Raw genomic sequence first — 24,798 nt, 5'->3', positions numbered from 1 at the left:
ATTTGACTGTGGGAACCTCTCAAATACACTGGGCATAAGCTGATAATATATGTCGAAATGAAAGGGTGCTTGTTCATGTTTCCTTATCCTCAATTTCACTATCCCGATTATAGGTCTATGCCCAGTAGTTTTTATTACTCACCTTATTCTGATGGATGGTCGCCCTGGAGCAATAGTGCCATTGAATTTGATGAAAGGCACCATTTACCCTCACAGCAACGGCTTACTTTCGTGCTAGTGCATGGTGCTTGGGCTGATGCTCACTTCTGGGATGGAGTAGCTGCAGAGTTGCGCAGTCGGGGGCATGACGTCTATACACCTGAATACGCAGGTCATGGCGAAGATCCGTATAAAAATGTCACGCATGCGATGATTACGAAGTCCGTCGTTGATTTTATAACGAAATGGAATCTACGTAACTTTGTTCTTGTCGGGCACAGTTTCGGAGGATCAGTCATTCAAACGGTTGCAGAACAGGTTCCGGATCGCATAAAGCGACTTGTCTTCTGGGACGCGTTCGTACTGAAAGACGGGGAATCAGTTGCTGACGAATTCTCGCCCCAAATGATACAAGGTTTTGAACAGCTCAGAGCCAGCTCGAACGACGATACGATTTTTATGCCGTTTTCCCTGTTTCGGGATTCGTTCTTTAATACGGCCTCTTTAGAGGAAGCTAAACGGATGTATGAAAGCGTTACGCCAGAACCGGCTAAGCCGCTTTTTGAGAAACTGGATCTTAAAACGTTCTACTTGCTACCTACGCCCAAAAGCTATGTCTATTTCTACCAAGACAACGCATTGCCACGAGGAGAGAATTACGGCTGGCATCCGAATATGTCCAGACGACTCGGGCAGTTCCGCCTGATTGTAGGTGACGGTGACCACTTTACCGACACACGTACAAGGCCGGCTATGGTGGCACAGAAGTTTTACGAGGCAGGTCGCGATTGAATACTGCTGTAAGCAGGATTAAGTTAATGATTAGCTTTAATAAATCATAAGAAGACCTATTCGTGAGGATCAAAAAGAACCAAGTTAGAATCACTGAAAAGTGCTTTAAATCCTTTGTTTCAAGGATTTAAAGCACTTTTTTTCATCTTGTTCATTCTTAATGTGATTAGATCAACTTCCGGAAAAATGTATTTTATAGCACTTAACCTCTATTGGGTTAATAAATTTTGAAGTTCTGACCCATCCGTGATGTTTCTTTTGTAAATTAGAATAATTTATATAAAAAAGGGAAAGAAATATGTGTAAAAATGTTGGAGTTGATCGTTATGGAATTTGATAAAGAGTTAGAAATTTACTGCTACAGCTGTCGTAAAAAAACTGTATTTACACGTAAAGATATGCATAAAAAAAGTGGAGTAGATAGTCACTGTAGTGAGTGTTCAGGTATTTGGTTTGAATGGCAAAATCGAGCTGTAGAGAGAGAAATGGAAAAGTGGATTGAATATAACCAAAGGCTCATAAATTAACTGAATGTCTATTTTTAACATCCACTAGTTAAAAGAATTTATTACATTAATGATTGAGCTGTTTCATAAATTTAATCCCTTTAGTTTCAAAATTGGTTGAATTAAGCATTATTGAAAAGTTACCTGGAACAAAACTAGCAAGTTAACCACTTCTGGAGCAACAGGATTGATTGAGTATAAATGCGCTTATTAGTATGTACAAAAACGCTCGTTTAACCATGTACATTTTTGATTCCCACCTGCAGCCATACTAAGTTCTGTTATTGCGTTATCGGTATGGCAGGGAGATAAAATGAGTTACTTTTATTTTTCCTACAACGAATGGAAACAGGAAGGGAATGAGGCGCTTTACCTTTTTTAAGAATACGTTTGACAAGGATAGAAAATGGAAAGACAAGCGGCTCATCGAACGTCTCCGGGAAGCTTTGCTCTGCGCGTCAGCGGCAAAGCCCCAGCTGGAACTTTTAGTATAATTAATAGTATCTTCTAATTTAACTCTTGAGCTCGTTTTCCCATAAATGCTTCGGCGAGCGGATAAAATGAAGTTACGTCATCAGAATATAATTCAATACCTTGAAGGAGTTCTTCAGTAGCTAGATTAATTTCTCTATCAGCTGACATTACTTGCTCTTTTGTAGGAAGCGGTGAATATTTCTGTTTTGATTCAACCGAAGTGATGAAACTTGTGCAAATTCCGTACGCTAATAATTCTCTTAAACGATTTGCATTAAGATGCTCATAATGCTCTGCGGATAACATCATCTGATGCAAATGATGAATAGTATGTTGATAATCCTTAATGTCTTTAAGAATATTGGCAATAGACAGGTGTGACTCTATTTGATTTGGATCGATAGCAATAGATTTTTCAAAAGCTGCTATTGCAAGTTCAGGTCTCGCACCAGTAATGTATAAATTACCTAGTTTATTCCATAATAAAGCGTTGCTTGGTGAAGAGGAAATTAAATGTAAGAGATGTTCTTCTCCATCTGTAGCATATTTTGGTGAAGTGCCATCAAAAAGTTGCATTTCACCAAATTGAACAGAGTTATTTTCGTTATCGGGTGCCAATAGAGCTGCAATGCTAAACATATATAGCTCTGACGACTCTTCCCACTGTCCAGCAGTATTGCAATGCTTACAACGGAAATACCCAGTGTACTGTTGTTCTGGTTTCTGTATATTTTGGTTATTTGTAGGAACTTTGATGAACATGGTTCCAATATTATATTTGCCTGATTTGTTACAGCTTTTGCAAGTCATCATGATTTCATTTTTTTCATGCTGAGTCATTACTTTTTTAAAATTATCGACGACTGACTTTACATATGTCCCGCCTAAATACTTGAACGTAGGGGATGATGGGATTTCAGTGATTTCTTGATTTGTTAATGCTTGAATTAATATTGGGTTAATTTGTTTTCCAGCCATGTAATTACTCCTTTTATTAAAAGACCTATAACCTTTTTATTATAACTCAACTTTCGTAGTAAAAAAATCCTTATTAACACTTCATATTATTAGCTATTTTGATATTCAAAAATCTATTTGACTTTTTGACATAACAATAAAACATTCATGAGTTTTCGGACTCCCAACCCAATGATGAAAAGTTTTTTTACAGAAAAAGGGGATACAATCTAATCAACAAGTTATTATTCATTAGGTGAGCATCTCAAATGTTGAATAGATTTAAAGCTCATTATTTTATCAACCCAAAACAAAATATCTAAGAAACGAAAGAAGCGAAAACCTATAAAAAGAGTTATAATATAATAGGAAGAAACTCAAAAAAGAGAGATGGATTTTAACATGAATGAACAACTAGAAGATTGGATTACACGTTTTCAAAAGGAGAAAGATATAGAGGCCCTCGCAAACTTAAAAGACTATTGCTACTATATGATTGAACCTTTAATTGAGGAATTTACGGAGAAATACGGTGAAGATGCTGGGGAATTATTACGGTTAAAATGGGATAAGCGTTTTTATTTTATTTTTACAAAGTATCAATTAAATGTTGGGCTGCCTTTGGATTCTTTTGTTACAAATACGTACCGTTTTTATTTTATGCAGGTTTTAAAAAAGGCTGGTTATTGAATTACATATAGGGGAGTGTTTCAAATTTGAACATGGCTCCATTAAAAAATCCTTGTCTCGTGTTAAACGAGACAAGGATTTTTGTGTTTTATCATGCTCTTAGGCGAGAGATTAACTGCCTGCAAAAGCCTGATGGGTAAGTAGGGGGATGAAGAAACCCGCCCACTGATGAAAGTTTCACTTTATTGATACATCATATCTTCTGCAAGGTGGGTAAATACCTCACCGATAATGGAGTCTTCGTCATAAACGGAAGAACCTGTATTTTCCTCAGGTTGCGCAAATGGAATTTGAGCGATGATACTTGTCTGAAGCTCATCTGCTAATTTTTCTGCGCCACCTTGACCGAATAGATAGTTCTTTTCACCATTTGAATTTTCAAAGTAAGCCATGTTTTCAACAACACCAAGAATCGTGTGGTTCGTATGTTGAGCCATCAGACCCGCACGAGAAGCAACATGAGAAGCTGCAAGGTGTGGTGTTGTTACAATAATTTCTTGTGCTTGTGGAATCATTGCTGCCATATCAATGGCTACATCTCCTGTACCAGGTGGTAAATCTATAAGGAGATAATCTAATTCATCCCAATGTGTATTAACAAGGAAATTACGAATCCATTTGTTGAGCATTGGGCCACGCCACATGACAGGTTGGTTTTCGTTTGTGAAAAAGCCCATCGACATGATTTTTACACCATGACTTATTACTGGAATAGCTGTTTGGTCTATCATTGTTGGCTTTTGTTGAATCTTCATCATGGCAGGAATACTGAATCCATATATGTCGGCATCTAAAATACCTACACGTTTTCCAAGACGGGCAAGAGCTACTGCTAAGTTAATCGTCACGGTAGATTTACCGACGCCACCTTTACCACTAGTAACTGCTATAAATTTGACACCAGAATCGGGTAGAAGCATTTTAGGCATACCTTTATCCGTAACTTTTTCTGATTTTAAAGAAGCTGTTAAACTACGACGTTCGTCATCTGTCATAGAACCAAATGTAATGGAGACATTTGATGCGCCGATTGCTTTCAACGCTTCTTCAACATCTTGTTGGATTTTGGCTTTCAGAGGACATCCTTGAATAGTCAAGATAATATCAAGTGAGATATCCGTACCGTTGACTTGAATATTGCGTACCATATTCAAGTCAACGATGCTTTTATGAAGCTCTGGGTCATCGATTTTTTGCAAAGTTTTTAAAATGTGTTCGTTCGTTAGCATATTAGAAACCACCTTCCTATTTTAGGCCTTTGCCAAGCCCTTTTAAGAAGTGAACGCCAAAGTTTACAGCACGATTGACATCAGGATCGTTTAACATTTTGAATAACTTAAAGGCGCTAACTTTTTCATCCGATTCAACGGCTTTGTTCGCTTCATCTAAGCCGGTATTTAAGCCTTCAACAAGCTTTGTTGTTGTTTCTGGATTCAATTCGGTTAATGCTCCTGCAACACCCATTAAGTTGTTGATGATATTCGTAACAGGCTTACGCGTTAATTGACCAAGAGCGATATGTGCAACATCCTCTTTTGCTTCAAGTAGTTTCGTAGCTGCCTCTAGCGCTCCAATATCATTTAATTCTGCCATGATCGTAAAGACCTGATTCACCATTTCTTCATTCTCAGAAAGAAGTTGCTTTAAATTCTCTAACTTTTCTTCCTTTAGTTGCTCTTCTGTTACTTGTGTTTTTTGAATTGTCGTAATTGGTGCAGCCATGAAATCACTCCCTTTCGTTAGTTGTTAAGTGAACGTAACCAGGACGATTCCATTTACGTTGTACCTCAACACCATTTTGTGGATGACGTTTTTTATAACGCGGGTTTGTTCTAGGAAGTGGAGATTTTCCTTTTTGTTTCAATACTTCTACGCGTACTTTTGTTTGTTTGTACGCCGGTGTCGATGTATTGATGTCTCCAGCTGGCCCCGTTAAGAAATTAATCGCTGAATCTTTGCTAACAGAGTTCATTGGTAAGAAAAGTTCATTTCCTTGTACGCGGTCTGTCACTAGGGCATTTAATTTTAATGCGCCCTGAGGAGACACTAAACGAAGAAGAGCTCCATCTTCAATGCCACGTTCTTTTGCTAGTTCTGGTGATACTTCAACAAAAATTTCAGGTACTTTGGATTGAATACCTTTTGATTTATTTGTCATATTACCTTCATGGAAGTGTTCAAGCATACGACCGTTGTTAATATGGCAATCATATTGCGCTTCATATTCAACCGGTCTGATCCAATCATTTAAAGCAAAACGAGCTTTTTTGTCAGGGAAGTTAAAGCCATCCTCATATAGTAAAGGTGTGTCTTTACCATCGTGGCTACCCCAACAGAAGCTACCCCAATTTTCTAATACATCATAGTTCGCTTGCGAGAAGAATGGAGCAAGACTTGCCATTTCAGCAAAGATTTCACTTGGGTGACTGTAATTCCAGTCAGCACCTAGGCGACGTGCTACTAATTGAAGGATTTCCCAATCGGCTTTTGATTCACCAAGTGTTGGTAATACTTGATATAGTCGTTGTACACGACGCTCTGTATTCGTGAAAGTACCTTCTTTTTCAAGAGAAGGTGCTGCTGGTAAAATAACATCTGCATATTGTGCTGTACGTGAAAGGAAGCAATCTTGTACAACAAAGAAGTCTAATTGTGAAAGTACTTTATCTACATGGTTAGCATCGCAATCTACAAGTGCCATATCTTCCCCAACTAAATACATTGCTTTCATTTTACCTTCCATGATCGCATCTAACATTGCCATATTCGTACGACCTGGTTCAGGTTTGATTTTCACACCATATGCTTCTTCAAATTTCTTACGTGCTTCGTCGTCTATTACTTTTTGATTTCCTGGTAATAGATTTGGTAGTGTACCCATATCACAAGCACCTTGAACATTGTTGTGACCACGAAGAGGGTAGGCACCTGCACCTGGACGACGATAGTTACCAGTAGCTAGAAGTAGGTTAGAAATTGCAGCTGATGTATATGAGCCACCTGTATTTTGTGTAACACCCATACCCCAAAGTACACATGTACCGTCAGCATCACGAATCATTTCAGCAACATTTATCAAAGTTTCTTTTGAAATGCCCGTTTCTTTTTCTGCATATTCTAGTGTGTATGTTTCAAGTACATCTTTAAAATCATCAAAGAAGTGCACGTTCTCTTTAATGAAGGCTTCATCATGCCAACCTTGATCGATCATGTATTTTGTAACAGCCATTAACCATACTTGGTCTGTACCTTGCTTTGGACGCATGAAAATATCAGAACGCTCAGCCATTTCATGTTTACGAATGTCGGAAACAATTAATTTTTGACCGTGTAACTTATGGGCACGTTTTACACGAGTAGCTAAAACAGGGTGACCTTCTGCAGGGTTTGCCCCAACAATAATAACAAGGCCAGCTTTTGCGATATCTTTGATCGTTCCAGCGTCGCCACCTATACCAACTGTGCGTAGTAGGCCATCTGTAGCTGGAGATTGACAATAGCGTGAGCAGTTATCAACATCGTTTGTTTCGAATAATTGACGTGCCATTTTTTGAATTAAGTAGTTTTCTTCGTTTGTAATTTTTGAAGAAGAAATAAAGCCGACAGAACCAGAACCGTGTTCTTTTTGAATGCCACCTAGTTTAGTAGCAATTAAGTCAAGAGCTTCATCCCATGAAGATTCAACAAATGCATCATTTTTACGAATTAATGGTTTTGTAATTCGTTCTTCAGAGTTGATGAAGTCCCAGCCGAATTTTCCTTTTACACAAGTAGAAATAGCATTTACAGGACCTTCAGAAGGTTGTACTTTTAAAATTTTGCGATCTTTTGTCCAAACTTCAAACGAACAACCTACACCACAGAAAGTACAAACTGTTTTTGTTTTCTTCGTACGTTTACTACGCATAGCAGCCTCGACTTCAGAAACAGCAAAGATACCGCTATAGCCAGGCTCGACTTCCTTAATTAAACTAATCATCGGATCTAATGTTTCTTGTTTAAGCCCAGTCATAAAGCCAGCTTCACCAAGCATTGATTTTTCCATTAATGCGTTACATGGACAAACGGTAACACATTGCCCACAGCCTACACATGAAGAATCGTTAATGGCAACGCCTTCATCCCAAACTACTTTTGGTCTTTCAGCTTCCCAGTCAAGAGATAATGTTTCATTAACTTGTAGGTTTTGGCAAACCTCTACACATTGTCCACATGCGATACATTGGTTTGGATCATATCGATAAAACGGGTGCGACATGTCTACTTCGTGTGGTTCGACTTTTGGTTGATACGGATATTTTTGATGTTCGATTTCCATTAATTCTGCTGTGTTGTGTAATGTACAATTTCCGTTGTTATTATCACAAACAGTACAGTACAGTAAATGATTTTCTAGTAGACGATCCATCGCCTCTGTTTGTGCAGCTTTCGCTTTATCAGAAGTAAGTTGGATATCCATGCCGTTTACTGCTTTTGTTGAACAAGAGCGAACTAATTGTCCATTCACTTCGACGATACATGTATCACAAGTTTCGATAGGATCAACAGATGGTACATGACAAATTTGTGGATGGGCGATGCCATTTTGATTAATGGTATCAAGTATTGTAGCTCCCTCAGCTACATTATACGGTTGGCCATTAATTTTAATTGTAGTCAAAGTATTTTCCTCCTTTTGCTCTTTGAGACTTATTTGACAACAGGTTAATACTTAGGATAAATCGGGAATAGAGTTACGAGTTTTATTTTGATTGTCTTGTTACTTTTAAAAAATTGTCTTGTTATAATGTCATTTCCCAATTTGTCCAATTTCTACACCAACATAGATGAAGAAACATTAATTATTAGTTGTCGATGTTGATATTGCTCAAAAATAAAAAAATCCACCATGAAAAGGCATGTACTAACATGCTATTTATTCATGGTGGATAAAATTCTTAACAGGCCTTGCTAAAAATTCAATCAACTTTTATTTTTTATTCAATATAACTATAGAATATAAATATTAAAACCACCATGCCTATAGTTCAAACTTATTTGTATGGAACCATGACATAGGAATCAAAATACTTTCATTCCATATGTAATACCAATTATTATAGCCTTTTCAGCCAAAATGGACAATAATTATAATAAAATTTATTAACTGATAATAATTATCATTGGATATTTTCTCTTTAATTTTTATTTAAGTTGCTATATTATTAACAAACTGTAAGGGTAACCCCCATGAACATAGGAAAAAAAGATTAATTACGTTGGGAGATCGTTAAAATGTCAAAAAAAGTGCATGAGTTCAACGACATTATTCGAAAACTACGCAAAGATATATTTGGAAAAGGACCAGAGCGTATTCATACAGTTTTCGTAGAGAACATGGCTGTCTCAACTTTATATGGTAATATCACACCGACAGAAAAATTTATTGCGAGTACGCCTGAAGGGTTAAAAATGGTTCATGCTGCACGTACAAGAATGATTCAAGATTTGTATACTAAATCACCTCCAGAAGGCATGGAAGAATTGATGGGTACTAAGTTACTCCATTTATTTTCAGATATCAAAATTGAAGAAGATTTTGCTATTTCTGTCTTTGTTTTTGAAGATAATATTAGTGAATAGAGGGGATGCCATATGGAACGCGCAGTAACTAGAGAAATAATACGTGTTGAAGGTAATCAAATCAAAGAAATAGAAGATACCGTTGTCACAGAATATGCAGTCACAGTAAAGATTAATGAGCAAGAATTCGTGACGATGGTTTGCACACCAGAGTATGTAGAAGATATGGTTATTGGATACTTGGCTTCTGAACGAATTATCCGCGATTACGAAGATATTGAAGCGATTTGGCACCAAGAAAAAGAAGGTTTTGTGCATGTTAAAACAAAGCGTGTGAATCCTTACTTTCAACAAATTCAAAATAAACGTTACATTACTTCTTGTTGTGGCATGAGCCGCCAAGGTTTTGTTTTTGCTAATGATGCATTAGTAGCTAAAAAAATGGAAGGCATTCATGTGCGTATTACAACAGATGATTGTTTTCGTTTAATGCGCGATATGCAAGATTTGGCCGAAACATTCAAGCAAACTGGTGGTGTTCATAATGCAGCGTTATGTGATGCGAATGGTGTTTTATTAAGTAGAATGGATATTGGACGCCATAATGCCTTAGATAAAATCTATGGTTATTGCCTAAAAAACAAAATTAGCATTCAGGACAAAATTATCGTATTTAGCGGAAGGATTTCATCTGAAATTTTACTTAAAGTATCGAAAATTGGCTGTGAAATTGTGCTGTCCAAATCGGCTCCAACAGAATTAGCATTGCAATTGGCAGAGCAACTTGGTATTACGACGGTAGGCTTTATTCGTCAAAATGCACTTAATATTTATACACACAAAGAACGTATTCACTTACCTAGAAATTGATCAAAATGAAAGGAAGAGATTAAAATTACTAGTCTACAAGACCGACTATACAGACCATTAAGAGATTTAAGGATATCCGTGACAGATCGTTGTAATTTTCGTTGTCAATATTGCATGCCTGCAGAAGTATTTGGTCCAGATTATGCTTTTTTACCGTCCGATAAAATATTGAGTTTTGAAGAAATCGAGCGATTAGTAAAGATTTTCGTTTCATTAGGTGTGAAAAAAGTACGCATTACTGGTGGTGAGCCTTTACTACGTCGTGATCTGCCGACATTAATTGAACGTATACATCGCATAGATGGCGTAGAAGATATTGCCTTAACGACCAATGGCACATTGTTGAAAAAATATGCCAATGAATTGGCGAGAGCAGGTTTATCACGAGTAGCTGTTAGCCTAGATTCTCTAAATGAAGAACGTTTTTTCGAGATGAATGGCCATCGAGGAAAAGTGAAAACGGTATTAGAAGGTATAGAAAAAGCGGCAGAAGCGGGTTTACAAGTGAAGATCAATATGGTCGTTCAAAAAGGAAAAAATGAGCAAGATATCATTTCAATGGCAGAGTATTTTAAAGAGAAACAGCATATTCTGCGCTTTATTGAATATATGGATGTCGGTAATTCGAATGGTTGGCGACTGGAGGAGGTTGTGTCGAAGAAACAAATCATAGACCAGGTCAACCAATTTTCCCCTTTGCATCCTGTTGACCCTAATTATAAAGGGGAAGTGGCTACGCGTTATCAATATGAGGATGCTCAGGGTGAAATTGGCGTGATATCATCTGTAACAGATTCTTTCTGCTCCACTTGTTCGCGTGCTCGTATTTCGGCAGAAGGCACATTATATACGTGTTTATTTGCAACAGAGGGAACGAATCTACGAGATTTGTTAAGGTCTGGGGAAGATGATGAAACCATCACCCAATGCATTTCGAATGTTTGGGAAAATAGAAAAGATCGCTATTCCGATGAACGAAATGAAGAGACAATGGAAAAAAGGAAAAACTCAAAAATTGAAATGTCACATATCGGTGGGTAGACGAAATAGAGTGGTATTAGTTGCTGGTGACTTTTGTTAAAAGGCAGAAAAAAATCGGCAAAATAATGCCGGATTTTTTCTGTTTATTTATGCACAAAGTCGCCACTTTTTCCACCCGTTTTTTGAACGAGGTATGTTTCTTTAATGACCATAGATTTGTCGACAGCTTTACACATATCATAAAAAGTTAGTGCAGCAATGGATACAGCAGTTAGTGCTTCCATTTCGACGCCTGTTTTACCATTACATTTTACTGTAGCTTGAATGTGTAGTTCGTAACCATCCTCTGCTTTTGTATATTCAAATTGCAGATCTGTTCCTTGTAACATAATCGGATGGCACATTGGGATAATATCAGCAGTTTTTTTAGCACCCATAATTCCAGCAATTTGTGCCACTTGCGTAGGGTCGCCTTTTTTAATGCCTCCCTGTTGGATAGCTTGATAGACTTCATCGGATAACGTGATTGTACTACGCGCGATCGCTGTACGGTTTGTGATTGTTTTATCTGAAATGTCGACCATTTTGGGACGACCTTCTTCATTCCAGTGTGTAAAATTACTCATTATTAGACTTCCTTTCAAATGTTTGTTGCCAATCTTGTTGAGAATTGATATTGATAAATGTTGAGCTTTCTTCTTCAAATGGGACATAACATACTTGAAGTTGCTCTAACAAGACTTTCATACTTCGCTTGTTTTGTTGGACTAATTGCTGTGCTATTGGCAAAGCACTGCGTCGATATAAAGCAGCAAGAGGTTGTAATCTTGAAGCTTGTTTAGGAACAATCGCATCATAACGATCATCGATAAATGTGAGCATAGTTTGGACAAATTCTGCATTAATAAAAGGCATATCACTTGCTATTACGAAAAACCACTCTACTTCCGGAAAATTTGTCATTATATTATGCAAGGCAAACAGAGGTCCTTGATGAGGCTGTTTTTCAATGATCCATTGGACATTTTTTTCTACAAACGTTGATTGCAAGCTAGCATTTGTAGCAATAATTAAAGGCTGTAGTTGATTTTTTTGTAAGGCTATGAGACTGTGCTTATATAAAGGTAGACCAGCAAATAATTCGAACATTTTCGGTTGACCATACCGTGAAGATTGGCCGCCAGCTAAGACAACACCAGCCGTTTTCATATGCGATTCAACTCACCGACAAAATGTTGCACAGTAGGAAGAATCAGTTTTGTCATGGCAAGTGTCACGGCATTTGTAGAACCTGGTAGTACATAAATAGCTGTTTTATCGCGACTACCCGCTGTTGCACGACTAAACATGGCTTTTGGGCCTATTTCTTCATAGCTGAGTGTTCGAAACAATTCACCAAATCCCATCATTTCTTTTTCGAAAAGAGGGAGAATCGTGTCGTAAGTTTGGTCTCTCGGTGTAAATCCTGTTCCTCCTGTTACGATAATGGTATTAATGGTTTGATCATCGCACCATTTTTGTACATGGTTTGAGATTTCAAGAGGTTCATCTTTTGACATTTGGTAGTCTACTAATTCAAATGAAGCTTCTTGAAGTAATGATTGAATACGCTGACCACCACGATCATCCGCCTTCGTGCGTGTGTCGCTTACTGTTAAAATGGTAGCTCGTATAGGAAGTTCACTATGTGTGGGATGCAAGGTAAAAGACCTCCTTTTAAAGAGTTGATTTTTGTTTTTGCTGAAAAACATTGCTTTTATTATAAAGCTATATATTAAAAGGTCAAACTAAAATTCATAGAAAGAAAGGCAAAAACGTTTATGCATAATAGATATTCTAGACAACAATTATTCAGCCCAATCGGAGAAAACGGGCAGCTACTACTAAAAGAAAAGCATGTCCTGATGATAGGAGTTGGTGCTTTAGGTAGTGCTAGCGCAGAGGCTCTTGTAAGGGCAGGCGTCGGAAAATTGACGATTATTGATCGTGATTATGTAGAGTGGAGTAATTTACAAAGACAACAACTATATACCGAACGAGATGCGCAAGAAAAAGTTCCTAAAGTAATCGCTGCAAAAAAACGACTACAAAGCATTAACGCAGAGGTAGAAATTAACGAATATATTTTTGATGCGTGTACAGAGCAAATAATCCCACTACTTGCAGATGTAGATATTATGCTGGATGCAACGGACAACTTCGATATTCGCTTTATGATGAACGATCTTGCACAAAAATATCAAATTCCTTGGGTTTATGGTTCTTGTGTTGGTAGTTATGGCGCTACTTATACGATTGTGCCAGGTAAAACACCTTGCTTACATTGTTTGCTAGCAGCGATGCCTAATACAGGGATGACATGCGATACAGTAGGAATTATAAGTCCGACTGTTCAAATCGTCGCAGCTTATCAAGTAGCTGAGGTATTAAAGTTTTTAGTAGGCGATGAAGAAGCATTACGAAAAAGTTATTTAACTTTTGATGTTTGGCAAAACCAACACTATGAAATAAACGTAGAAAAAATTCGCAATCATGACTGTCCATCCTGTGGCAAAAATCCGACCTATCCGTATTTATCATATGAAAATCAAACAAAGTTAAATGTACTATGTGGTCGCGATGCTATTCAAATACGTCCAGCAAAACCGATTCACTATAATTTTGATCAGCTCGCTATCAAACTTAGTCCCTATGGTGATATTCAACAAAATCCCTATTTACTATCTTGCCAAGCAGAAGATTATCGTCTAGTGATTTTCCAAGATGGACGAGTTGTCATTCACGGTGTACAAGATATACAAAAAGCTAAAAGCATTTATTATCGTTTATTCGGATAAAGGAGTGTTCTAAAATGTTAGAAAAAAGAAAACCAATTGCTGTTGGAGAAGCTGTTCAACGTGTCATGGAGTTTGCCTTCCAAGGAAAAATAGAGGTCATTTCACTACAGCAAGCACATGGACGATTTTTAGCAGAAGATGTTGCTGCAGATCAAGATGTACCAGCCTTTAATCGTTCACCTTATGATGGTTATGCTATTCGCTCGGTTGATAGTCAAGAGGCAAGTTCAGACAATCCAGTAACCTTTAAAGTAGTAGGGGAAATTGGCGCGGGCTATGTATTTGAGGGAGAAGTCGGTGATCGAGAAGCGGTGCGCATTATGACAGGAGCTCCTATCCCTAACGGATGTGATGCAGTCGTTATGCTAGAATTAACGCACACATTTGAAGAAGACAATCAATCTTATATGTCGATTAAACGCTCTTATGAAACAGGAACGAATATTTCCTATAAGGGAGAGGACGTTCAAAAAGGCGCAATTCTTATGGAAAAAGGACAATACATCAATCCAGGTGTTGTCGCATTACTTGCTACTTTTGGTTATGATCAAGTACCTGTTTTTCGAAAACCAATCGTTGGCGTAATTGCAACAGGAAGTGAATTACTTGAACCGAGTGATGCTTTGCAGCCAGGGAAAATTCGTAATAGCAATGCATATATGATAATGGCTCAAATTGAACGTGCTGGGGCAACCGTCAAATATTTTGGTAAGTTTAGCGATGATCTAAATTTATGTATTCAAGCTGTTGAAAAAGCTCTTCAGGAAGTAGACATATTGATTACAACTGGAGGAGTATCAGTAGGTGATTACGATTACTTACCTGCCATTTATGAAGCCATTGACGCACAAGTACTTTTTAATAAAGTAGCAATGCGACCAGGTAGTGTAACAACTGTTGCGGCTCGAAATGGTCAATTATTATTTGGACTTTCAGGTAATCCATCAGCTTGCTATGTTGGTTTTGAATTATTTACACGACCTATTATTCGTACGGCTTTTGGTAATAAGCAACCACATCTACGTAGAGAGCAGGCTGTTTTAAATGCGGACTTTAAAAAACCGAATCCGTTTACCCGTTTTGTACGTGCGAATGCTTCTTACGAAAACGGTCAATTAGTTGCAGTTCCTTCTGGGTTCGATAAATCTAGTGCCGTTTCTTCCTTAGCAGAAGCCAATTCTTTTATCGTATTACCAGGTGGATCACGTGGATACGAAAAAGGAATGCAAGTAGTTGTTTTATTGTTAGAAGATTTGCAGGGAAGTGAGTGGCCATGGGGCAACATCGAAAAATCTTACAAATCGTAGGCTATCAAAATAGTGGGAAGACAACGTTAATGGAACAACTCATTACACAAGCCACTACAGAAGGCTTTCGTGTAGGAACAATCAAGCATCATGGACATGGTGGTATCCCTATGATAGAAAGTTCAAAAGATAGTGTTCGTCATGAGAAGGCTGGCGCAAGTGTGACAGCAGTTGAGGGAGAAGGTACTTTGCGCATGAGCATTCACCAAAGTAACTTTCAACTTGCTGATATACTAGCTATTTATGAAACATTTAATATGGATCTTATTTTCATTGAAGGCTATAAAAATGAAGACTATCCGAAGGTTGTTCTTTTGCGACAGGAGGAAGATGAATCCTTGCTAGAAAAGGTAGGTAATATCGTCTGTGTTCTTTATTGGCCGACATATCCACTAAATAAACCGTTAGATTATCCAACTTATTCAATTCAAGAAAAAGCGCAATATATGGAAGTTCTTATGCAGGAAATGAGGAGAAAATCATGACTACATCGTTGTTTGAAATCATTGATAAACCAATTGATGTTGAAGAAGTTAGACAAAAAGTAACAGATCGAAATGCTGGTGCAATCACTGTTTTCATCGGAACAGTACGTGAAATGACGAAAGGCAAGAAAACACTACATTTGGAATATCAGGCCTATCCATCTATGGCTATTAAAATGTTCGAACAAATATCTAAAGAAATTCAAGAGCGATGGCCGGAAGCGAAAGTAGCCATTACACATCGTGTTGGTCATTTGGGAATTTCGGATATTGCCGTTGTCATTGCGGTTTCATCACCACATCGTAAAATAGCCTATGAAGCCAATGAATTTGCGATTGACCGTATTAAACAAATTGTGCCTATTTGGAAAAAAGAGTATTGGGAAGATGGCACTGAATGGATTGGTGATCAATTAGAAAATGTCCCCTATCCAAAAGGAAATCCATCAATCAGTGAGGAGGAATCTTGTGATTAACATATTACTATTTGCTCACTTACAAGAAGTAATCGGAGAGTCAAAATTATGTGTTGACCTGTCAGACCGAACAATTGGACAAATTAAAGAATGGATGGAAATACAATATCCACAAGTTAATTTACAACATGTTATGACAGCAGTAAATGAGGAATTTGCAACAGATACAACGGTTGTAAAAGAAGGGGATACAATCGCCTTTATTCCACCCATTAGTGGAGGATAAAAAGAAAAGATGTAGTTGGTACAGTTTACTTTGCACCGACTACATCTTTTACTATATTTACCCTGTAAAAGCAGGGGGAAGACCGTTTCACCTTATGCCTTAATGAGATGAACGCTCAGAAGCATAAGAAAGGAAATACCTATCATACAAATCACCCATGACCAAGCGAGCGACATGTTACCTGAACCAATCGCCATATAAATAGCAAGTGGCGTAGTTTGCGTTTTGCCTGGAAGGTTTCCGGCAAACATTAAGGTTGCACCAAATTCACCTAAAGCTCGTGTGAAACTTAAAATTCCACCTGAGACAATTGATTTTAATGCAAGAGGGATAGAAATAAAGAAAAAGACATGCCATTCGTTAGCACCATCAACACGTGCAGCGTTCTCAATGTCCACATCAACAGATTCAAAGCCAGTTTTAGCTGATTGATACATTAAAGGAAATGCAACAACAGTAGAGGCAATGACTGCAGCCCACCAAGTGAACATAACGGGTTGGTTAAAAAGCCATGTAATCAAGTTACCTAGTACACTGTTTTTGCCAAAAATAATAATGAGAAGAAATCCTATTACAGTAGGAGGTAATACTAATGGTAAAAGTAACACTGTTTCTAGAAATAATTTTCCTTTGAAATTGCGTTTTGCCATCCATTTACCAAAAAGAATACCTGCTACTATCACAATTATTCCTGACACAAGCGCTATCTCAATAGAAAGCTTAAGAGGTGACCAGAAATCAGTACTCATCTATTAATGAGTTCCTTGAAAGCCGTATTTTTTAAATACTTTCATCGCTTGATCACTTTGTAAATAGTGATAAAAATCTTCCGCTTCTTTCGCATGTTTACTATCTTTGATAACACCTACAGGATAAATAATAGGCGTATGTGTATCTTCTTTGGCTGTAGCAACGACATTGACTTTTTCTGACACAAGGGCATCTGTTTTATAAACCAAACCTGCATCAACATTTTCAGTTTCTGTATAAGTAAGAACTTGTCGTACGTCTTTTGTATAGACTACTTTCGATTCTACATTTTCCCAAAGGTTCATGTTTCTCAGTGTTTCTATACCGTACTTGCCAGCAGGGACCGTTTCAGGTGTACCAATGGCAATCTTATCAACTTTCGATAAGTCTTCAAATGATTGAATCTGTTTTTCATTTTTCTTAGGAACGATTAATACTAATTCGTTCGCTAAAAGATCCGTTCCTTGTTTTTTGTCGATTAAACCTTTTTGTACTAACTCATCAAACTTATCTTCTGCTGCTGAAAAGAAAAGATCAACAGGAGCACCTTCTACAATTTGTTGTTGTAAAGCACCAGAGCCACCAAAGTTAAATGTGATTTTAATATTATCGTGTTCATTTTGATAGGCTTTTTGAAGTTCTTCTAATGAATCTTGTAAACTAGCTGCTGCGGAAATTGTTAATTCAACAGACTCGTTTGTTTTGTTGTTGCTCCCTTGGCTACCACAACCTGCTAAAATACCAATCAGTAGTACCAATGAAGCTATTAAACTATAATACTTTTTCACTTTGATTATACTCCTTTTATAACTCGTTATAACAAGACATAACTAATTATAATTAGTTATGTCTAAAAAAGAAATACCAAATCGCTAGAAACTTTCAAGATGTAAAAAATATGGTTCATCACCAAAAGTTGTAGATGAGTTTTGTTAAACGTATACTATGTAAATAAGTTGATTGGAGTGGAGGCTGGGCGACTCCTTGGGGATTAGCAATAGAGGAACGAAGGCTAAAACCATCACGTCCTGTGATAACGCCTTCGTGACCAACCTCGTGTTGGCCCGAGACCCTGGAGCGAGCAAATAGAGGAACGAAGGCTAAGAGCATCACATCCTGTGATAACGCCTTCGTGACCAACATCGTGTTGGCCCAAGCGGCTCATCGGACGCCCCCAGGAAGCTTTGCTCTGTGCGACAGCAACAAAGCGCCCAGTCGGAACGGAAATCAACCACACGTTATGGTGATGGTCTAAAAATATTATAATTACGTTACTATAGAATCAATAGAAGCAGAAGGGGAGATTTTTTACATGTCACATGAACATTCCTATACGATTGAAGAGGTGGCTCAATTATTAAAGGTATCAAAATTAACGATCTACGATTTAGTGAAAAAGGGTGATTTACCCATTTTTCGTGTAGGTCGACAAATGCGTGTGGATAAAACCGATTTACAATTATATATACAAAAGAACAAGACAGGAGCAACTCCTGCTGCATCTACTGCCTCGACTTCTCCTTCGACAAAAAATAAAAAGATTATTATTAGCGGCCAAGATTTAGCCTTAGACTTATTAGGGAAATATATAGAGAAAAAACAATCTAATAAAGTGTTGCGCTCGCATGAAGGTAGCTTTAATGGTGTTATGGCGTTGTATAACGGAGATTGTGATATTGCGAGTTTACATTTGTACGATGGTGATACAGAGGAATATAATACACCTTATTTGAAAAAGATTTTTGTAAGTCACTCTTATATTCTTCTCAATCTAATTTCACGCCGTGCAGGTTTTTATGTTCAAAAAGGAAACCCATTGCAAATTCAATCAATGGATGATTTTAAGACTAAATCACTAAAATTGATGAATCGTGAAAAAGGCTCAGGTGCTCGTACTTTCCTAGATGAACAGTTACGTATTCATCACATATCTCCATCCTCAATTGAAGGGTATAACGAAGAAGAAATGAGCCATATAGATGTAGCTTCTGCTGTCGCAAAAGGGCATGCAGACATTGGAATAGGTATTGAAAAAATATCAAAACTCATAGAGGTTGACTTTATACCACTTATTAGAGAACGTTATGATATTGTCCTATTAAAAACACCCGAAAACCAACTGCTAGTTGAATCGGTAAAAGAGATTTTAAATTCACCAGATTTCCAATCAGAAGTAGTCGCACTAGGAGATTATGACGTCACTCAAATGGGACAAGTTATATATGAAACACTTTAAACTTCTTTTAGCACTATAAATAAGGGTGGCATTTCAGAAGATACGATAAATGCAACGTGAAGTGGTTGATTGGAGTGAAGTCTGAGCGACTCCTTGGGGATTAGCAATAGAGGTACGAAGGCTAAAACCATCACGTCCTGTGATAAACCTTCGTGACCAACCTCGTGCTGTTACTGAACGCTACGCTTTCTCACAGACAGAACACGTTGCTGCCGCTACGCTTTCGCACAAAAAACATCCGCCGCTAAAGGATTACATTGATCTAAAAAGGATTAAATATACCTCATAGTTGAACTTATTTTTGTAACAAAGCGGGCAAATAAGAAACTAAATTTTAGAAAATCTTCTTTTACACTAGACAAATGTGATTTTTTCTTATATATTAAGTATAATAAAATCGTTTTCAAGAGAACAATAAATTCACATATTACAAAGAGTAATCGTGTTTTGTTTGATGCTTTTTGTAATATGTGGATTTTTTCTTTTGAATTAAAATGATTTTACTTAAATATTATTAATGGAGGTCATGCAAAATGGCACAAGGTACAGTAAAATGGTTTAACTCAGAAAAAGGTTTTGGATTCATCGAAGTAGAAGGTGGAAATGACGTTTTCGCTCACTTCTCAGCTATCCAAGGTGACGGTTTCAAAACACTTGAAGAAGGTCAAAAAGTTGAGTTCTCAGTAGAAGAAGGCCAACGTGGACCTCAAGCTACAAACATCGTAAAACTTTAATTTTAATGATGTAACCATAGAAAAGGCATCCTTTCATTAGGATGCCTTTTTTTTATGCGAAAAAAGAAGTGTTGTAAAGAAAAAACGGATTGGTTAATAAGTGTAAAATTAGAACTTAATACAATTTAAATCGTATACAGAGTAAGAAGCATAAACTTTGAAGAGTAGGGGGATTTATATGAGTAGGAAAAATTTGATAATTATGATAGTAGCATTTATTGTGGAAGTTTTAATTACGTATTTTATTGCTTCATTTTTCTCCGTAAGATTTATCGAGGTAATGTTTTTCACTGGTATAGTTTTTGCTGGGGGTACTTTTTACTTTTCAAGTAGTGGGGAGCTATGTCTAGATTATTTGCATCTCAAGTTAGTGGGCAAACAGGCATAATTCAGAAAAGAGAACAGTTCACTTATCAAATAGGTCCGATATTTATTACTTCACTAATATTCTTTTTAATTGGGTTAGTATTCTTTCTCCTACTTGTTTGGGGAATAATTCCACCTAATCAAGCTTAAATAATGGGAAATCAACAAATTCTATTTACCCCAAATACCTATATAAAATTGCTGTAGACAAAGTTACATATAACTTTGTCTACGGACTCGAACATAAAAATCAATCGCTGAGCATTGCTTTTAATGTTCGTTTTTGCCATCCTAGCTTGAAGTATGCGTATTGTAATACAAAATGCACACAGAAGGTAGTAGGGTAAGCGATCCAAACGCCATTTAGTTCGAATGACGTGTAGTGCGATAAAATAAAAGCCAATGGTACCTCGACTACCCAAATTGCGATGACTAGGAAAATTGTAGGCCACAAGACAACACCTGTAGCTCGCATTGTAGCTGAAACGGTTTGTGTATGGCCAAAAATTAAATAACTCCAAAACGCGATATATAAATAATCCTTGGCGATAAGTACCGTATCCTGTTTATCAATAAAGAAAGATAAAATAGGCTCCGCAAATAAATACATTATTAAAATAATCGCGCCACCTAAAATATAGTTAACGAGCACACCAAATTGACGAATTTTTTTAATCATATCCGTAGAGTTTGCCCCTAAAGCCTGCGCCACAAATACAGATGTCGCAATAGCAATACTCATCGCGGGCACCTGTGCATAGCTAGCGACCTGATTGACAACACCGTAAGCGGCAGTAGCATCGGAGCCGTAAACATTAACGAAGCCTATTACAGCAATTTCTGCTACAGAGATCGCAACCATACTAATGCTTGCTGGAATGGCTAATTTTAATAATGAAGCTAAAATATCCTTCTTTAATTTAAAATGCTGTAAAATCGATTTGTCTAAGCGTAAAATATGCTTTGTTTTATGCAAGTAGGCAAATAACAATATCATCGTCACCAAATTCGATAAAACAGAAGCATAAGCAGCACCGTTTAAGCCAAACTTAGGCAGACCAAGCCAGCCGAAAACTAATGGTGGTAGGAATGCGATATTTAAAATAACACTTATGACTAAAAATAAAAAGGGTGTTTTAGAATCACCTACACCACGCATAAAAGTTGTGTACACCATATACCAGAACATAATCGGTAGTGTGAAAAATAAGATTTGAGCATAGCTAATACTCATATCTAAAATATTTGCAGGTGTTTGCATAAAGCGTAAAATCCACTCAATGAAAAAGCCACCAAAAATCGCGACGACAATCGATAAAATCGTTGTAAAGGCTAAAGTTACCCCTACAACCTCCTTCATCTTCTCATGATTGCCAGCCCCATAAGTTTGCCCTACTAAAATCGAGCTACCTGAGCCAATCCCAATAGCAAATGCCATTAAAAAGAAGAAGAATGGAAAGAATGCTGAAATTGCCGCTAGCGCATCAACACCTAAATTGCGCCCAACGATAAACATGCCAAAGACTTGCCCTAGTGACTGCAGCACATTCGCTAGCATAATCGGGATTAAAAAGTTAAAAAAAGCTTTTTGCAGTTTCTTATCATCATGTAAAATTTGTTGGTTCATTTTTATCCCCTCTTGGGTTTTAATAACCCATTTCCTTTAAAATATGTGATAGCGTGCGCAGGCGTTCGCCAATTAGTTCACCATCCGCACTTAAAGCTTGACTAAAGAGCTTAATATCTTCTTTAATTTGTTCATTTTCTGTACATACTTCTACTGTCATTGCATCCCCTTGTAAGCCAACACGTTTAATAACAGGATTTTCTTCATCATATAAATGATCGTAGCGATAAGCTTCCTTAAAATGAAGCTGAGATTCACATACTAATATAGCGAGGTCAAGCACGCGATGAAGTGGTAATTCCTCCGATTGACGTGACCATTTACCACCTGTATGACGCCACACTTTAGCAGAAATATCAACCTTGCCTCTGTCATTCCATTGAGCTAAACCAAGTGAGAGCCCCTGTGCATCTGTATGATAAGCAGTGCGCCCATCTATATTGGCGTAATTTTCAGCAACAATAACAGGTTTATGCTTTAAATGTGTAGGTATTTTCAACAATTACATCTCCCTTTGTTAATTTAATTTTTAGTAATTTAGTAAATTACTGCATTAGTAAATATAACATTGGACAAATTCGGAGGTCAATCTTTATGTGGAAAATTTTTCATCTAATGGATTTCGTGATTAAACCAGTTATAAAGGGAACATCAAGATAATCTTCGCAATATTAATATGAGAATTACTACTGATTTGTTCGAAAGAATTTTTTGCAGGGGATAGCTATTACGATTTATAGAGAGTAGACCGAATTAATTAAATTGGTTAAAATGGTAATTGATTTACATAATGGGCAATTAATTAAGTATTATACTTTGAATATCGAAAAAACGAATGAAAGAGGACACTAAAATGAGGATCCAATCTACAAATAATAATTACATACATACGATTAGAAAAAGTGAGATTAATAGACTATCTCCAGATTTATTTTTAGATAAAAATAAGCTGGCAAAAGCAAAATATGAAATTAAAAGAGAAGGTGGTTATATTCGTCATTATGTAACTAAATTAGATGGGGAAAGAGTAATGATTAAAGAAACTAAATTACCAAAGGGGCATGATACAGATCAAAGCACAGGGGAGATGCCCGATGTGCTGAAAGATAACCTATTAAACCAATTCACAAAAACTTTAGATCATCAAACATCAGATGAATTATTAAAAACTGGATTAGCAGGTCAGAAAGCCAAAGAAAATTTAATATTAGCTTATCAAAATTCAATCTAGGTACATTAAAAAAAACGATATTTAAAAGGGGCAATTTAGGTGATTATTTATGCAAATTAAAAAGCGTTTAGGTTTATATTTCTCAGCTTTGATAGTCGTATTACTTGTAGGGATTGTTTTCAAAAATGTATTCATAAAAGAAGCAACAGTCAATCCGATAGCAGAAAATGAAGATGGGACAAAACAGCTTGTTTTTGATGCAAAGTTAACACGATTAGACGAATCATCAACAACATTTAAAGAATACAATGGAAAGGTCCTAATCGTTAACTTCTGGGCATCTTGGTGTGGACCATGCCAAGAAGAAGCTTCTGAATTAAGGGGTTTTTATAAAAATAAACCTGAAAATGTTGAGCTGTTAGCGATCAATGCAACTTCTAAAGATAGTATTGAAAATGCCATGAAATTTCAAGAGTCATACAATTTGAATTTTCCTATATTTCTTGATTTAGATGGTACACTTCAAAAATCATTTGAAATATTTGCTTATCCAACAACTTTTATATTTGATTCTAAAGGTAAATTAATGTCCACGATAAAAGGATCGATTAATCAAAAAGAATTAAATAAATATATTGAAAACCTCTACTAATCTATAAACATTTCCTTTACGATGAGAGCACTTTTCTGTTGTCGTCACTTTTAAGAAAAGAGAGGGGATTATTATGTATCAGAGTTTAAATGATTTTTTTAAGTCTTGGGAGTTCGAGGCAAATTGTACACAGAGGTTATTGAATAATCTAACTGATGAATCACTTAAACAGGAAATAACGTCTGAAAATTGGACTTTAGGACGTATTGCTTGGCATACTGTTGCTGCAATTCGCATCATTAATTCAAATTCAAATTTAGCATTTGAAGGTCCAACCAAAGATTATCCTGTTCCTACTTCAGCACAATTTATTGCAGATAGCTATTCTCAAGTCAATAATGCGTTTGTGCAAGCTGTAAAAACCAATTGGACTGATCAAACCCTTCACGAGCACATCAATTTTTTCGGTCAAGAAATGCGAATTGGTACACTGTTAATGTTTTTGATTCAACATCAGAATCACCATCGTGGACAAATGACGGTTCTTATGCGACAGGCGGGATTAACTGTCCCAGGCATTTATGGTCCAGCTAAAGAAGAATGGACAAATTTCGGTATGGAAGCTCCAGAAATGTAGAACTAATTAAGGTGAAAATAGCAGTACTATCAGATATTCATGGAAATAAAGATGCATTAAAAGCAGTGTTAGAGGATATTAAATTGATAGTATAAAAGAGTAAAAGGACTTGTTGATAAATCGTAAAAACAAGTCCTTTATTTTATCATGTTAAATACTGTCGTGAGCTTTGTCTTTCATTGTTATTACCTTTAGTAGATTCTTCTTCTGGATAAATAAAATAACAGAGGCTTGAACTGTCATTGCTAAGACAAGCAGAATGAAGTGTGAATTGTTGCTGAAACTTATTGAAAGAAAATAAAATATTGGCGCAGACGATAAGTACGAAATGTACTGGTTTTTAGTTGCTAAATAAATTATGGT

The 24,798-nt window shown here is 36.8% G+C and carries 28 protein-coding genes; 17 read left to right on the top strand and 11 right to left on the bottom strand.

The window, feature by feature from the left end:
* Positions 1 to 75 precede the first annotated feature (75 nt).
* Both ABH966_RS02730 and ABH966_RS02725 read left to right on the top strand, forming a co-directional pair.
* Positions 76 to 951 (top strand): alpha/beta hydrolase, encoded by an 876-nt coding sequence (locus ABH966_RS02730; protein WP_370075513.1) that lies wholly within the window; start codon positions 76 to 78, stop codon positions 949 to 951.
* Positions 952 to 1,277: 326 nt separating this feature from the next.
* A complete protein-coding gene (locus ABH966_RS02725) occupies positions 1,278 to 1,478 on the top strand; it encodes a hypothetical protein (RefSeq protein WP_370075511.1) in 201 nt (66 codons plus the stop codon).
* Positions 1,479 to 1,964: 486 nt separating this feature from the next.
* Here the strand turns inward: ABH966_RS02725 and ABH966_RS02720 are convergent, their stop codons facing one another.
* Entirely contained in the window at positions 1,965 to 2,909 is a 945-nt protein-coding gene (locus ABH966_RS02720; protein ID WP_370075509.1) for a tetratricopeptide repeat protein, read from the bottom strand.
* A 381-nt stretch (positions 2,910 to 3,290) separates the two neighbouring features.
* Between ABH966_RS02720 and ABH966_RS02715 the strand changes: the two genes are divergently transcribed.
* Positions 3,291 to 3,578 (top strand): hypothetical protein, encoded by a 288-nt coding sequence (locus ABH966_RS02715; RefSeq protein WP_370075507.1) that lies wholly within the window; start codon positions 3,291 to 3,293, stop codon positions 3,576 to 3,578.
* A gap of 182 nt (positions 3,579 to 3,760) precedes the next feature.
* Here ABH966_RS02715 and ABH966_RS02710 read toward each other — a convergent pair whose 3' ends face one another.
* From ABH966_RS02710 to fdhF, 3 genes are read right to left on the bottom strand one after another with little or no spacing between them, the layout of a single operon-like run.
* A complete protein-coding gene (locus ABH966_RS02710) occupies positions 3,761 to 4,807 on the bottom strand; it encodes an Mrp/NBP35 family ATP-binding protein (RefSeq protein WP_370075505.1) in 1,047 nt (348 codons plus the stop codon).
* A gap of 16 nt (positions 4,808 to 4,823) precedes the next feature.
* On the bottom strand, positions 4,824 to 5,300 hold the full coding sequence (locus tag ABH966_RS02705) for a helical membrane plugin domain-containing protein (RefSeq protein ID WP_370075503.1): 477 nt from the start codon (positions 5,298 to 5,300) through the stop codon (positions 4,824 to 4,826).
* A gap of 4 nt (positions 5,301 to 5,304) precedes the next feature.
* Positions 5,305 to 8,238 (bottom strand): formate dehydrogenase subunit alpha, encoded by a 2,934-nt coding sequence (gene fdhF, locus ABH966_RS02700; protein WP_370075502.1) that lies wholly within the window; start codon positions 8,236 to 8,238, stop codon positions 5,305 to 5,307.
* 614 nt (positions 8,239 to 8,852) lie between these two features.
* On the opposite strand from fdhF, the gene ABH966_RS02695 reads away from it, so the two are divergent.
* The 3 genes from ABH966_RS02695 to moaA are packed head-to-tail and all read left to right on the top strand — an operon-like array spanning position 8,853 to position 11,051.
* On the top strand, positions 8,853 to 9,200 hold the full coding sequence (locus ABH966_RS02695; protein ID WP_049667590.1) for a Na-translocating system protein MpsC family protein: 348 nt from the start codon (positions 8,853 to 8,855) through the stop codon (positions 9,198 to 9,200).
* 12 nt (positions 9,201 to 9,212) lie between these two features.
* A complete protein-coding gene (gene fdhD / locus ABH966_RS02690) occupies positions 9,213 to 10,010 on the top strand; it encodes a formate dehydrogenase accessory sulfurtransferase FdhD (protein WP_370075500.1) in 798 nt (265 codons plus the stop codon).
* 18 nt (positions 10,011 to 10,028) lie between these two features.
* Positions 10,029 to 11,051, top strand: coding sequence for a GTP 3',8-cyclase MoaA (gene moaA, locus ABH966_RS02685; protein WP_370075828.1), 1,023 nt, complete (start codon positions 10,029 to 10,031; stop codon positions 11,049 to 11,051).
* A gap of 83 nt (positions 11,052 to 11,134) precedes the next feature.
* Here the strand turns inward: moaA and moaC are convergent, their stop codons facing one another.
* The 3 genes from moaC to ABH966_RS02670 are packed head-to-tail and all read right to left on the bottom strand — an operon-like array spanning position 11,135 to position 12,691.
* Positions 11,135 to 11,617, bottom strand: a complete 483-nt coding sequence (gene moaC, locus ABH966_RS02680) for a cyclic pyranopterin monophosphate synthase MoaC (protein ID WP_370075498.1) — start codon at positions 11,615 to 11,617, stop codon at positions 11,135 to 11,137.
* Positions 11,610 to 12,200, bottom strand: a complete 591-nt coding sequence (locus ABH966_RS02675; protein ID WP_370075496.1) for a molybdenum cofactor guanylyltransferase — start codon at positions 12,198 to 12,200, stop codon at positions 11,610 to 11,612. Before ABH966_RS02675 ends, moaC begins: the two co-directional genes overlap by 8 nt.
* Entirely contained in the window at positions 12,197 to 12,691 is a 495-nt protein-coding gene (locus ABH966_RS02670; RefSeq protein WP_370075494.1) for a MogA/MoaB family molybdenum cofactor biosynthesis protein, read from the bottom strand. The genes ABH966_RS02675 and ABH966_RS02670 overlap by 4 nt, the downstream gene beginning before the upstream one ends.
* 120 nt (positions 12,692 to 12,811) lie before the next feature.
* Here ABH966_RS02670 and ABH966_RS02665 point away from each other — a divergent pair, with 120 nt between their 5' ends.
* The 5 genes from ABH966_RS02665 to moaD are packed head-to-tail and all read left to right on the top strand — an operon-like array spanning position 12,812 to position 16,322.
* The gene (locus ABH966_RS02665; protein WP_370075493.1) at positions 12,812 to 13,828 is read left to right on the top strand and encodes a thiazole biosynthesis adenylyltransferase ThiF; all 1,017 of its coding nucleotides are present in this window, start codon (positions 12,812 to 12,814) and stop codon (positions 13,826 to 13,828) included.
* Positions 13,829 to 13,842: 14 nt separating this feature from the next.
* A complete protein-coding gene (locus ABH966_RS02660; protein WP_370075491.1) occupies positions 13,843 to 15,135 on the top strand; it encodes a molybdopterin molybdotransferase MoeA in 1,293 nt (430 codons plus the stop codon).
* Positions 15,102 to 15,620 carry a molybdopterin-guanine dinucleotide biosynthesis protein B gene (gene mobB / locus ABH966_RS02655; protein WP_370075489.1) on the top strand — a complete coding sequence of 173 codons (519 nt, stop codon included), beginning with the start codon at positions 15,102 to 15,104 and terminating at the stop codon, positions 15,618 to 15,620. The genes ABH966_RS02660 and mobB overlap by 34 nt, the downstream gene beginning before the upstream one ends.
* Entirely contained in the window at positions 15,617 to 16,096 is a 480-nt protein-coding gene (locus ABH966_RS02650; RefSeq protein WP_370075487.1) for a molybdenum cofactor biosynthesis protein MoaE, read from the top strand. The genes mobB and ABH966_RS02650 overlap by 4 nt, the downstream gene beginning before the upstream one ends.
* The gene (gene moaD, locus ABH966_RS02645; protein ID WP_370075485.1) at positions 16,089 to 16,322 is read left to right on the top strand and encodes a molybdopterin converting factor subunit 1; all 234 of its coding nucleotides are present in this window, start codon (positions 16,089 to 16,091) and stop codon (positions 16,320 to 16,322) included. The genes ABH966_RS02650 and moaD overlap by 8 nt, the downstream gene beginning before the upstream one ends.
* Before the next feature lie 92 nt (positions 16,323 to 16,414).
* Here the strand turns inward: moaD and modB are convergent, their stop codons facing one another.
* Both modB and modA read right to left on the bottom strand, forming a co-directional pair.
* A complete protein-coding gene (gene modB / locus ABH966_RS02640) occupies positions 16,415 to 17,071 on the bottom strand; it encodes a molybdate ABC transporter permease subunit (protein WP_370075483.1) in 657 nt (218 codons plus the stop codon).
* A gap of 3 nt (positions 17,072 to 17,074) precedes the next feature.
* Positions 17,075 to 17,860, bottom strand: a complete 786-nt coding sequence (gene modA / locus ABH966_RS02635; protein ID WP_370075481.1) for a molybdate ABC transporter substrate-binding protein — start codon at positions 17,858 to 17,860, stop codon at positions 17,075 to 17,077.
* A 524-nt stretch (positions 17,861 to 18,384) separates the two neighbouring features.
* Here modA and ABH966_RS02630 point away from each other — a divergent pair.
* From ABH966_RS02630 to ABH966_RS02620, 3 genes are all read left to right on the top strand, one after another.
* Complete coding sequence (locus ABH966_RS02630; RefSeq protein WP_370075479.1) at positions 18,385 to 19,308, top strand: substrate-binding domain-containing protein; 924 nt, start codon at positions 18,385 to 18,387, stop codon at positions 19,306 to 19,308.
* A gap of 533 nt (positions 19,309 to 19,841) precedes the next feature.
* The gene (locus ABH966_RS02625; RefSeq protein WP_049667605.1) at positions 19,842 to 20,042 is read left to right on the top strand and encodes a cold-shock protein; all 201 of its coding nucleotides are present in this window, start codon (positions 19,842 to 19,844) and stop codon (positions 20,040 to 20,042) included.
* Between the two features lie 178 nt (positions 20,043 to 20,220).
* Positions 20,221 to 20,430 carry a hypothetical protein gene (locus ABH966_RS02620; RefSeq protein ID WP_370075477.1) on the top strand — a complete coding sequence of 70 codons (210 nt, stop codon included), beginning with the start codon at positions 20,221 to 20,223 and terminating at the stop codon, positions 20,428 to 20,430.
* Positions 20,431 to 20,658: 228 nt separating this feature from the next.
* On the opposite strand, the gene ABH966_RS02615 is transcribed toward ABH966_RS02620, so the two are convergent.
* Both ABH966_RS02615 and ABH966_RS02610 read right to left on the bottom strand, forming a co-directional pair.
* On the bottom strand, positions 20,659 to 22,035 hold the full coding sequence (locus ABH966_RS02615; protein ID WP_370075475.1) for an MATE family efflux transporter: 1,377 nt from the start codon (positions 22,033 to 22,035) through the stop codon (positions 20,659 to 20,661).
* 19 nt (positions 22,036 to 22,054) lie between these two features.
* The gene (locus tag ABH966_RS02610; RefSeq protein WP_370075473.1) at positions 22,055 to 22,534 is read right to left on the bottom strand and encodes a DUF6530 family protein; all 480 of its coding nucleotides are present in this window, start codon (positions 22,532 to 22,534) and stop codon (positions 22,055 to 22,057) included.
* A 354-nt stretch (positions 22,535 to 22,888) separates the two neighbouring features.
* On the opposite strand from ABH966_RS02610, the gene ABH966_RS02605 reads away from it, so the two are divergent.
* From ABH966_RS02605 to ABH966_RS02595, 3 genes are all read left to right on the top strand, one after another.
* Positions 22,889 to 23,266, top strand: a complete 378-nt coding sequence (locus ABH966_RS02605; protein ID WP_370075472.1) for a hypothetical protein — start codon at positions 22,889 to 22,891, stop codon at positions 23,264 to 23,266.
* A 49-nt stretch (positions 23,267 to 23,315) separates the two neighbouring features.
* On the top strand, positions 23,316 to 23,858 hold the full coding sequence (locus tag ABH966_RS02600; RefSeq protein WP_370075470.1) for a TlpA family protein disulfide reductase: 543 nt from the start codon (positions 23,316 to 23,318) through the stop codon (positions 23,856 to 23,858).
* Between the two features lie 73 nt (positions 23,859 to 23,931).
* A complete protein-coding gene (locus ABH966_RS02595) occupies positions 23,932 to 24,435 on the top strand; it encodes a DinB family protein (protein WP_370075468.1) in 504 nt (167 codons plus the stop codon).
* Positions 24,436 to 24,798: the final 363 nt, after the last annotated feature.

The sequence above is a fragment of the Lysinibacillus sp. RC46 genome (assembly GCF_041262385.1).
In the GTDB taxonomy this organism is placed as follows: domain Bacteria; phylum Bacillota; class Bacilli; order Bacillales_A; family Planococcaceae; genus Lysinibacillus.
This window is presented reverse-complemented; position numbering and strand designations above follow the sequence as displayed.

What these genes read in the sequence shown, in the direction of transcription:
- ABH966_RS02730 (WP_370075513.1), top strand. Translation starts at nt 76, where the DNA reads ATGTTTCCTTATCCTCAATTTCACTATCCCGATTATAGGTCTATGCCC.
- ABH966_RS02725 (WP_370075511.1), top strand. Translation starts at nt 1,278, where the DNA reads ATGGAATTTGATAAAGAGTTAGAAATTTACTGCTACAGCTGTCGTAAA.
- ABH966_RS02720 (WP_370075509.1), bottom strand. Translation starts at nt 2,909, where the DNA reads ATGGCTGGAAAACAAATTAACCCAATATTAATTCAAGCATTAACAAAT.
- ABH966_RS02715 (WP_370075507.1), top strand. Translation starts at nt 3,291, where the DNA reads ATGAATGAACAACTAGAAGATTGGATTACACGTTTTCAAAAGGAGAAA.
- ABH966_RS02710 (WP_370075505.1), bottom strand. Translation starts at nt 4,807, where the DNA reads ATGCTAACGAACGAACACATTTTAAAAACTTTGCAAAAAATCGATGAC.
- ABH966_RS02705 (WP_370075503.1), bottom strand. Translation starts at nt 5,300, where the DNA reads ATGGCTGCACCAATTACGACAATTCAAAAAACACAAGTAACAGAAGAG.
- ABH966_RS02695 (WP_049667590.1), top strand. Translation starts at nt 8,853, where the DNA reads ATGTCAAAAAAAGTGCATGAGTTCAACGACATTATTCGAAAACTACGC.
- fdhD (WP_370075500.1), top strand. Translation starts at nt 9,213, where the DNA reads ATGGAACGCGCAGTAACTAGAGAAATAATACGTGTTGAAGGTAATCAA.
- moaC (WP_370075498.1), bottom strand. Translation starts at nt 11,617, where the DNA reads ATGAGTAATTTTACACACTGGAATGAAGAAGGTCGTCCCAAAATGGTC.
- ABH966_RS02675 (WP_370075496.1), bottom strand. Translation starts at nt 12,200, where the DNA reads ATGAAAACGGCTGGTGTTGTCTTAGCTGGCGGCCAATCTTCACGGTAT.
- ABH966_RS02665 (WP_370075493.1), top strand. Translation starts at nt 12,812, where the DNA reads ATGCATAATAGATATTCTAGACAACAATTATTCAGCCCAATCGGAGAA.
- ABH966_RS02660 (WP_370075491.1), top strand. Translation starts at nt 13,843, where the DNA reads ATGTTAGAAAAAAGAAAACCAATTGCTGTTGGAGAAGCTGTTCAACGT.
- mobB (WP_370075489.1), top strand. Translation starts at nt 15,102, where the DNA reads ATGGGGCAACATCGAAAAATCTTACAAATCGTAGGCTATCAAAATAGT.
- ABH966_RS02650 (WP_370075487.1), top strand. Translation starts at nt 15,617, where the DNA reads ATGACTACATCGTTGTTTGAAATCATTGATAAACCAATTGATGTTGAA.
- modB (WP_370075483.1), bottom strand. Translation starts at nt 17,071, where the DNA reads ATGAGTACTGATTTCTGGTCACCTCTTAAGCTTTCTATTGAGATAGCG.
- ABH966_RS02630 (WP_370075479.1), top strand. Translation starts at nt 18,385, where the DNA reads ATGTCACATGAACATTCCTATACGATTGAAGAGGTGGCTCAATTATTA.
- ABH966_RS02625 (WP_049667605.1), top strand. Translation starts at nt 19,842, where the DNA reads ATGGCACAAGGTACAGTAAAATGGTTTAACTCAGAAAAAGGTTTTGGA.
- ABH966_RS02620 (WP_370075477.1), top strand. Translation starts at nt 20,221, where the DNA reads ATGAGTAGGAAAAATTTGATAATTATGATAGTAGCATTTATTGTGGAA.
- ABH966_RS02615 (WP_370075475.1), bottom strand. Translation starts at nt 22,035, where the DNA reads ATGAACCAACAAATTTTACATGATGATAAGAAACTGCAAAAAGCTTTT.
- ABH966_RS02605 (WP_370075472.1), top strand. Translation starts at nt 22,889, where the DNA reads ATGAGGATCCAATCTACAAATAATAATTACATACATACGATTAGAAAA.
- ABH966_RS02600 (WP_370075470.1), top strand. Translation starts at nt 23,316, where the DNA reads ATGCAAATTAAAAAGCGTTTAGGTTTATATTTCTCAGCTTTGATAGTC.
- ABH966_RS02595 (WP_370075468.1), top strand. Translation starts at nt 23,932, where the DNA reads ATGTATCAGAGTTTAAATGATTTTTTTAAGTCTTGGGAGTTCGAGGCA.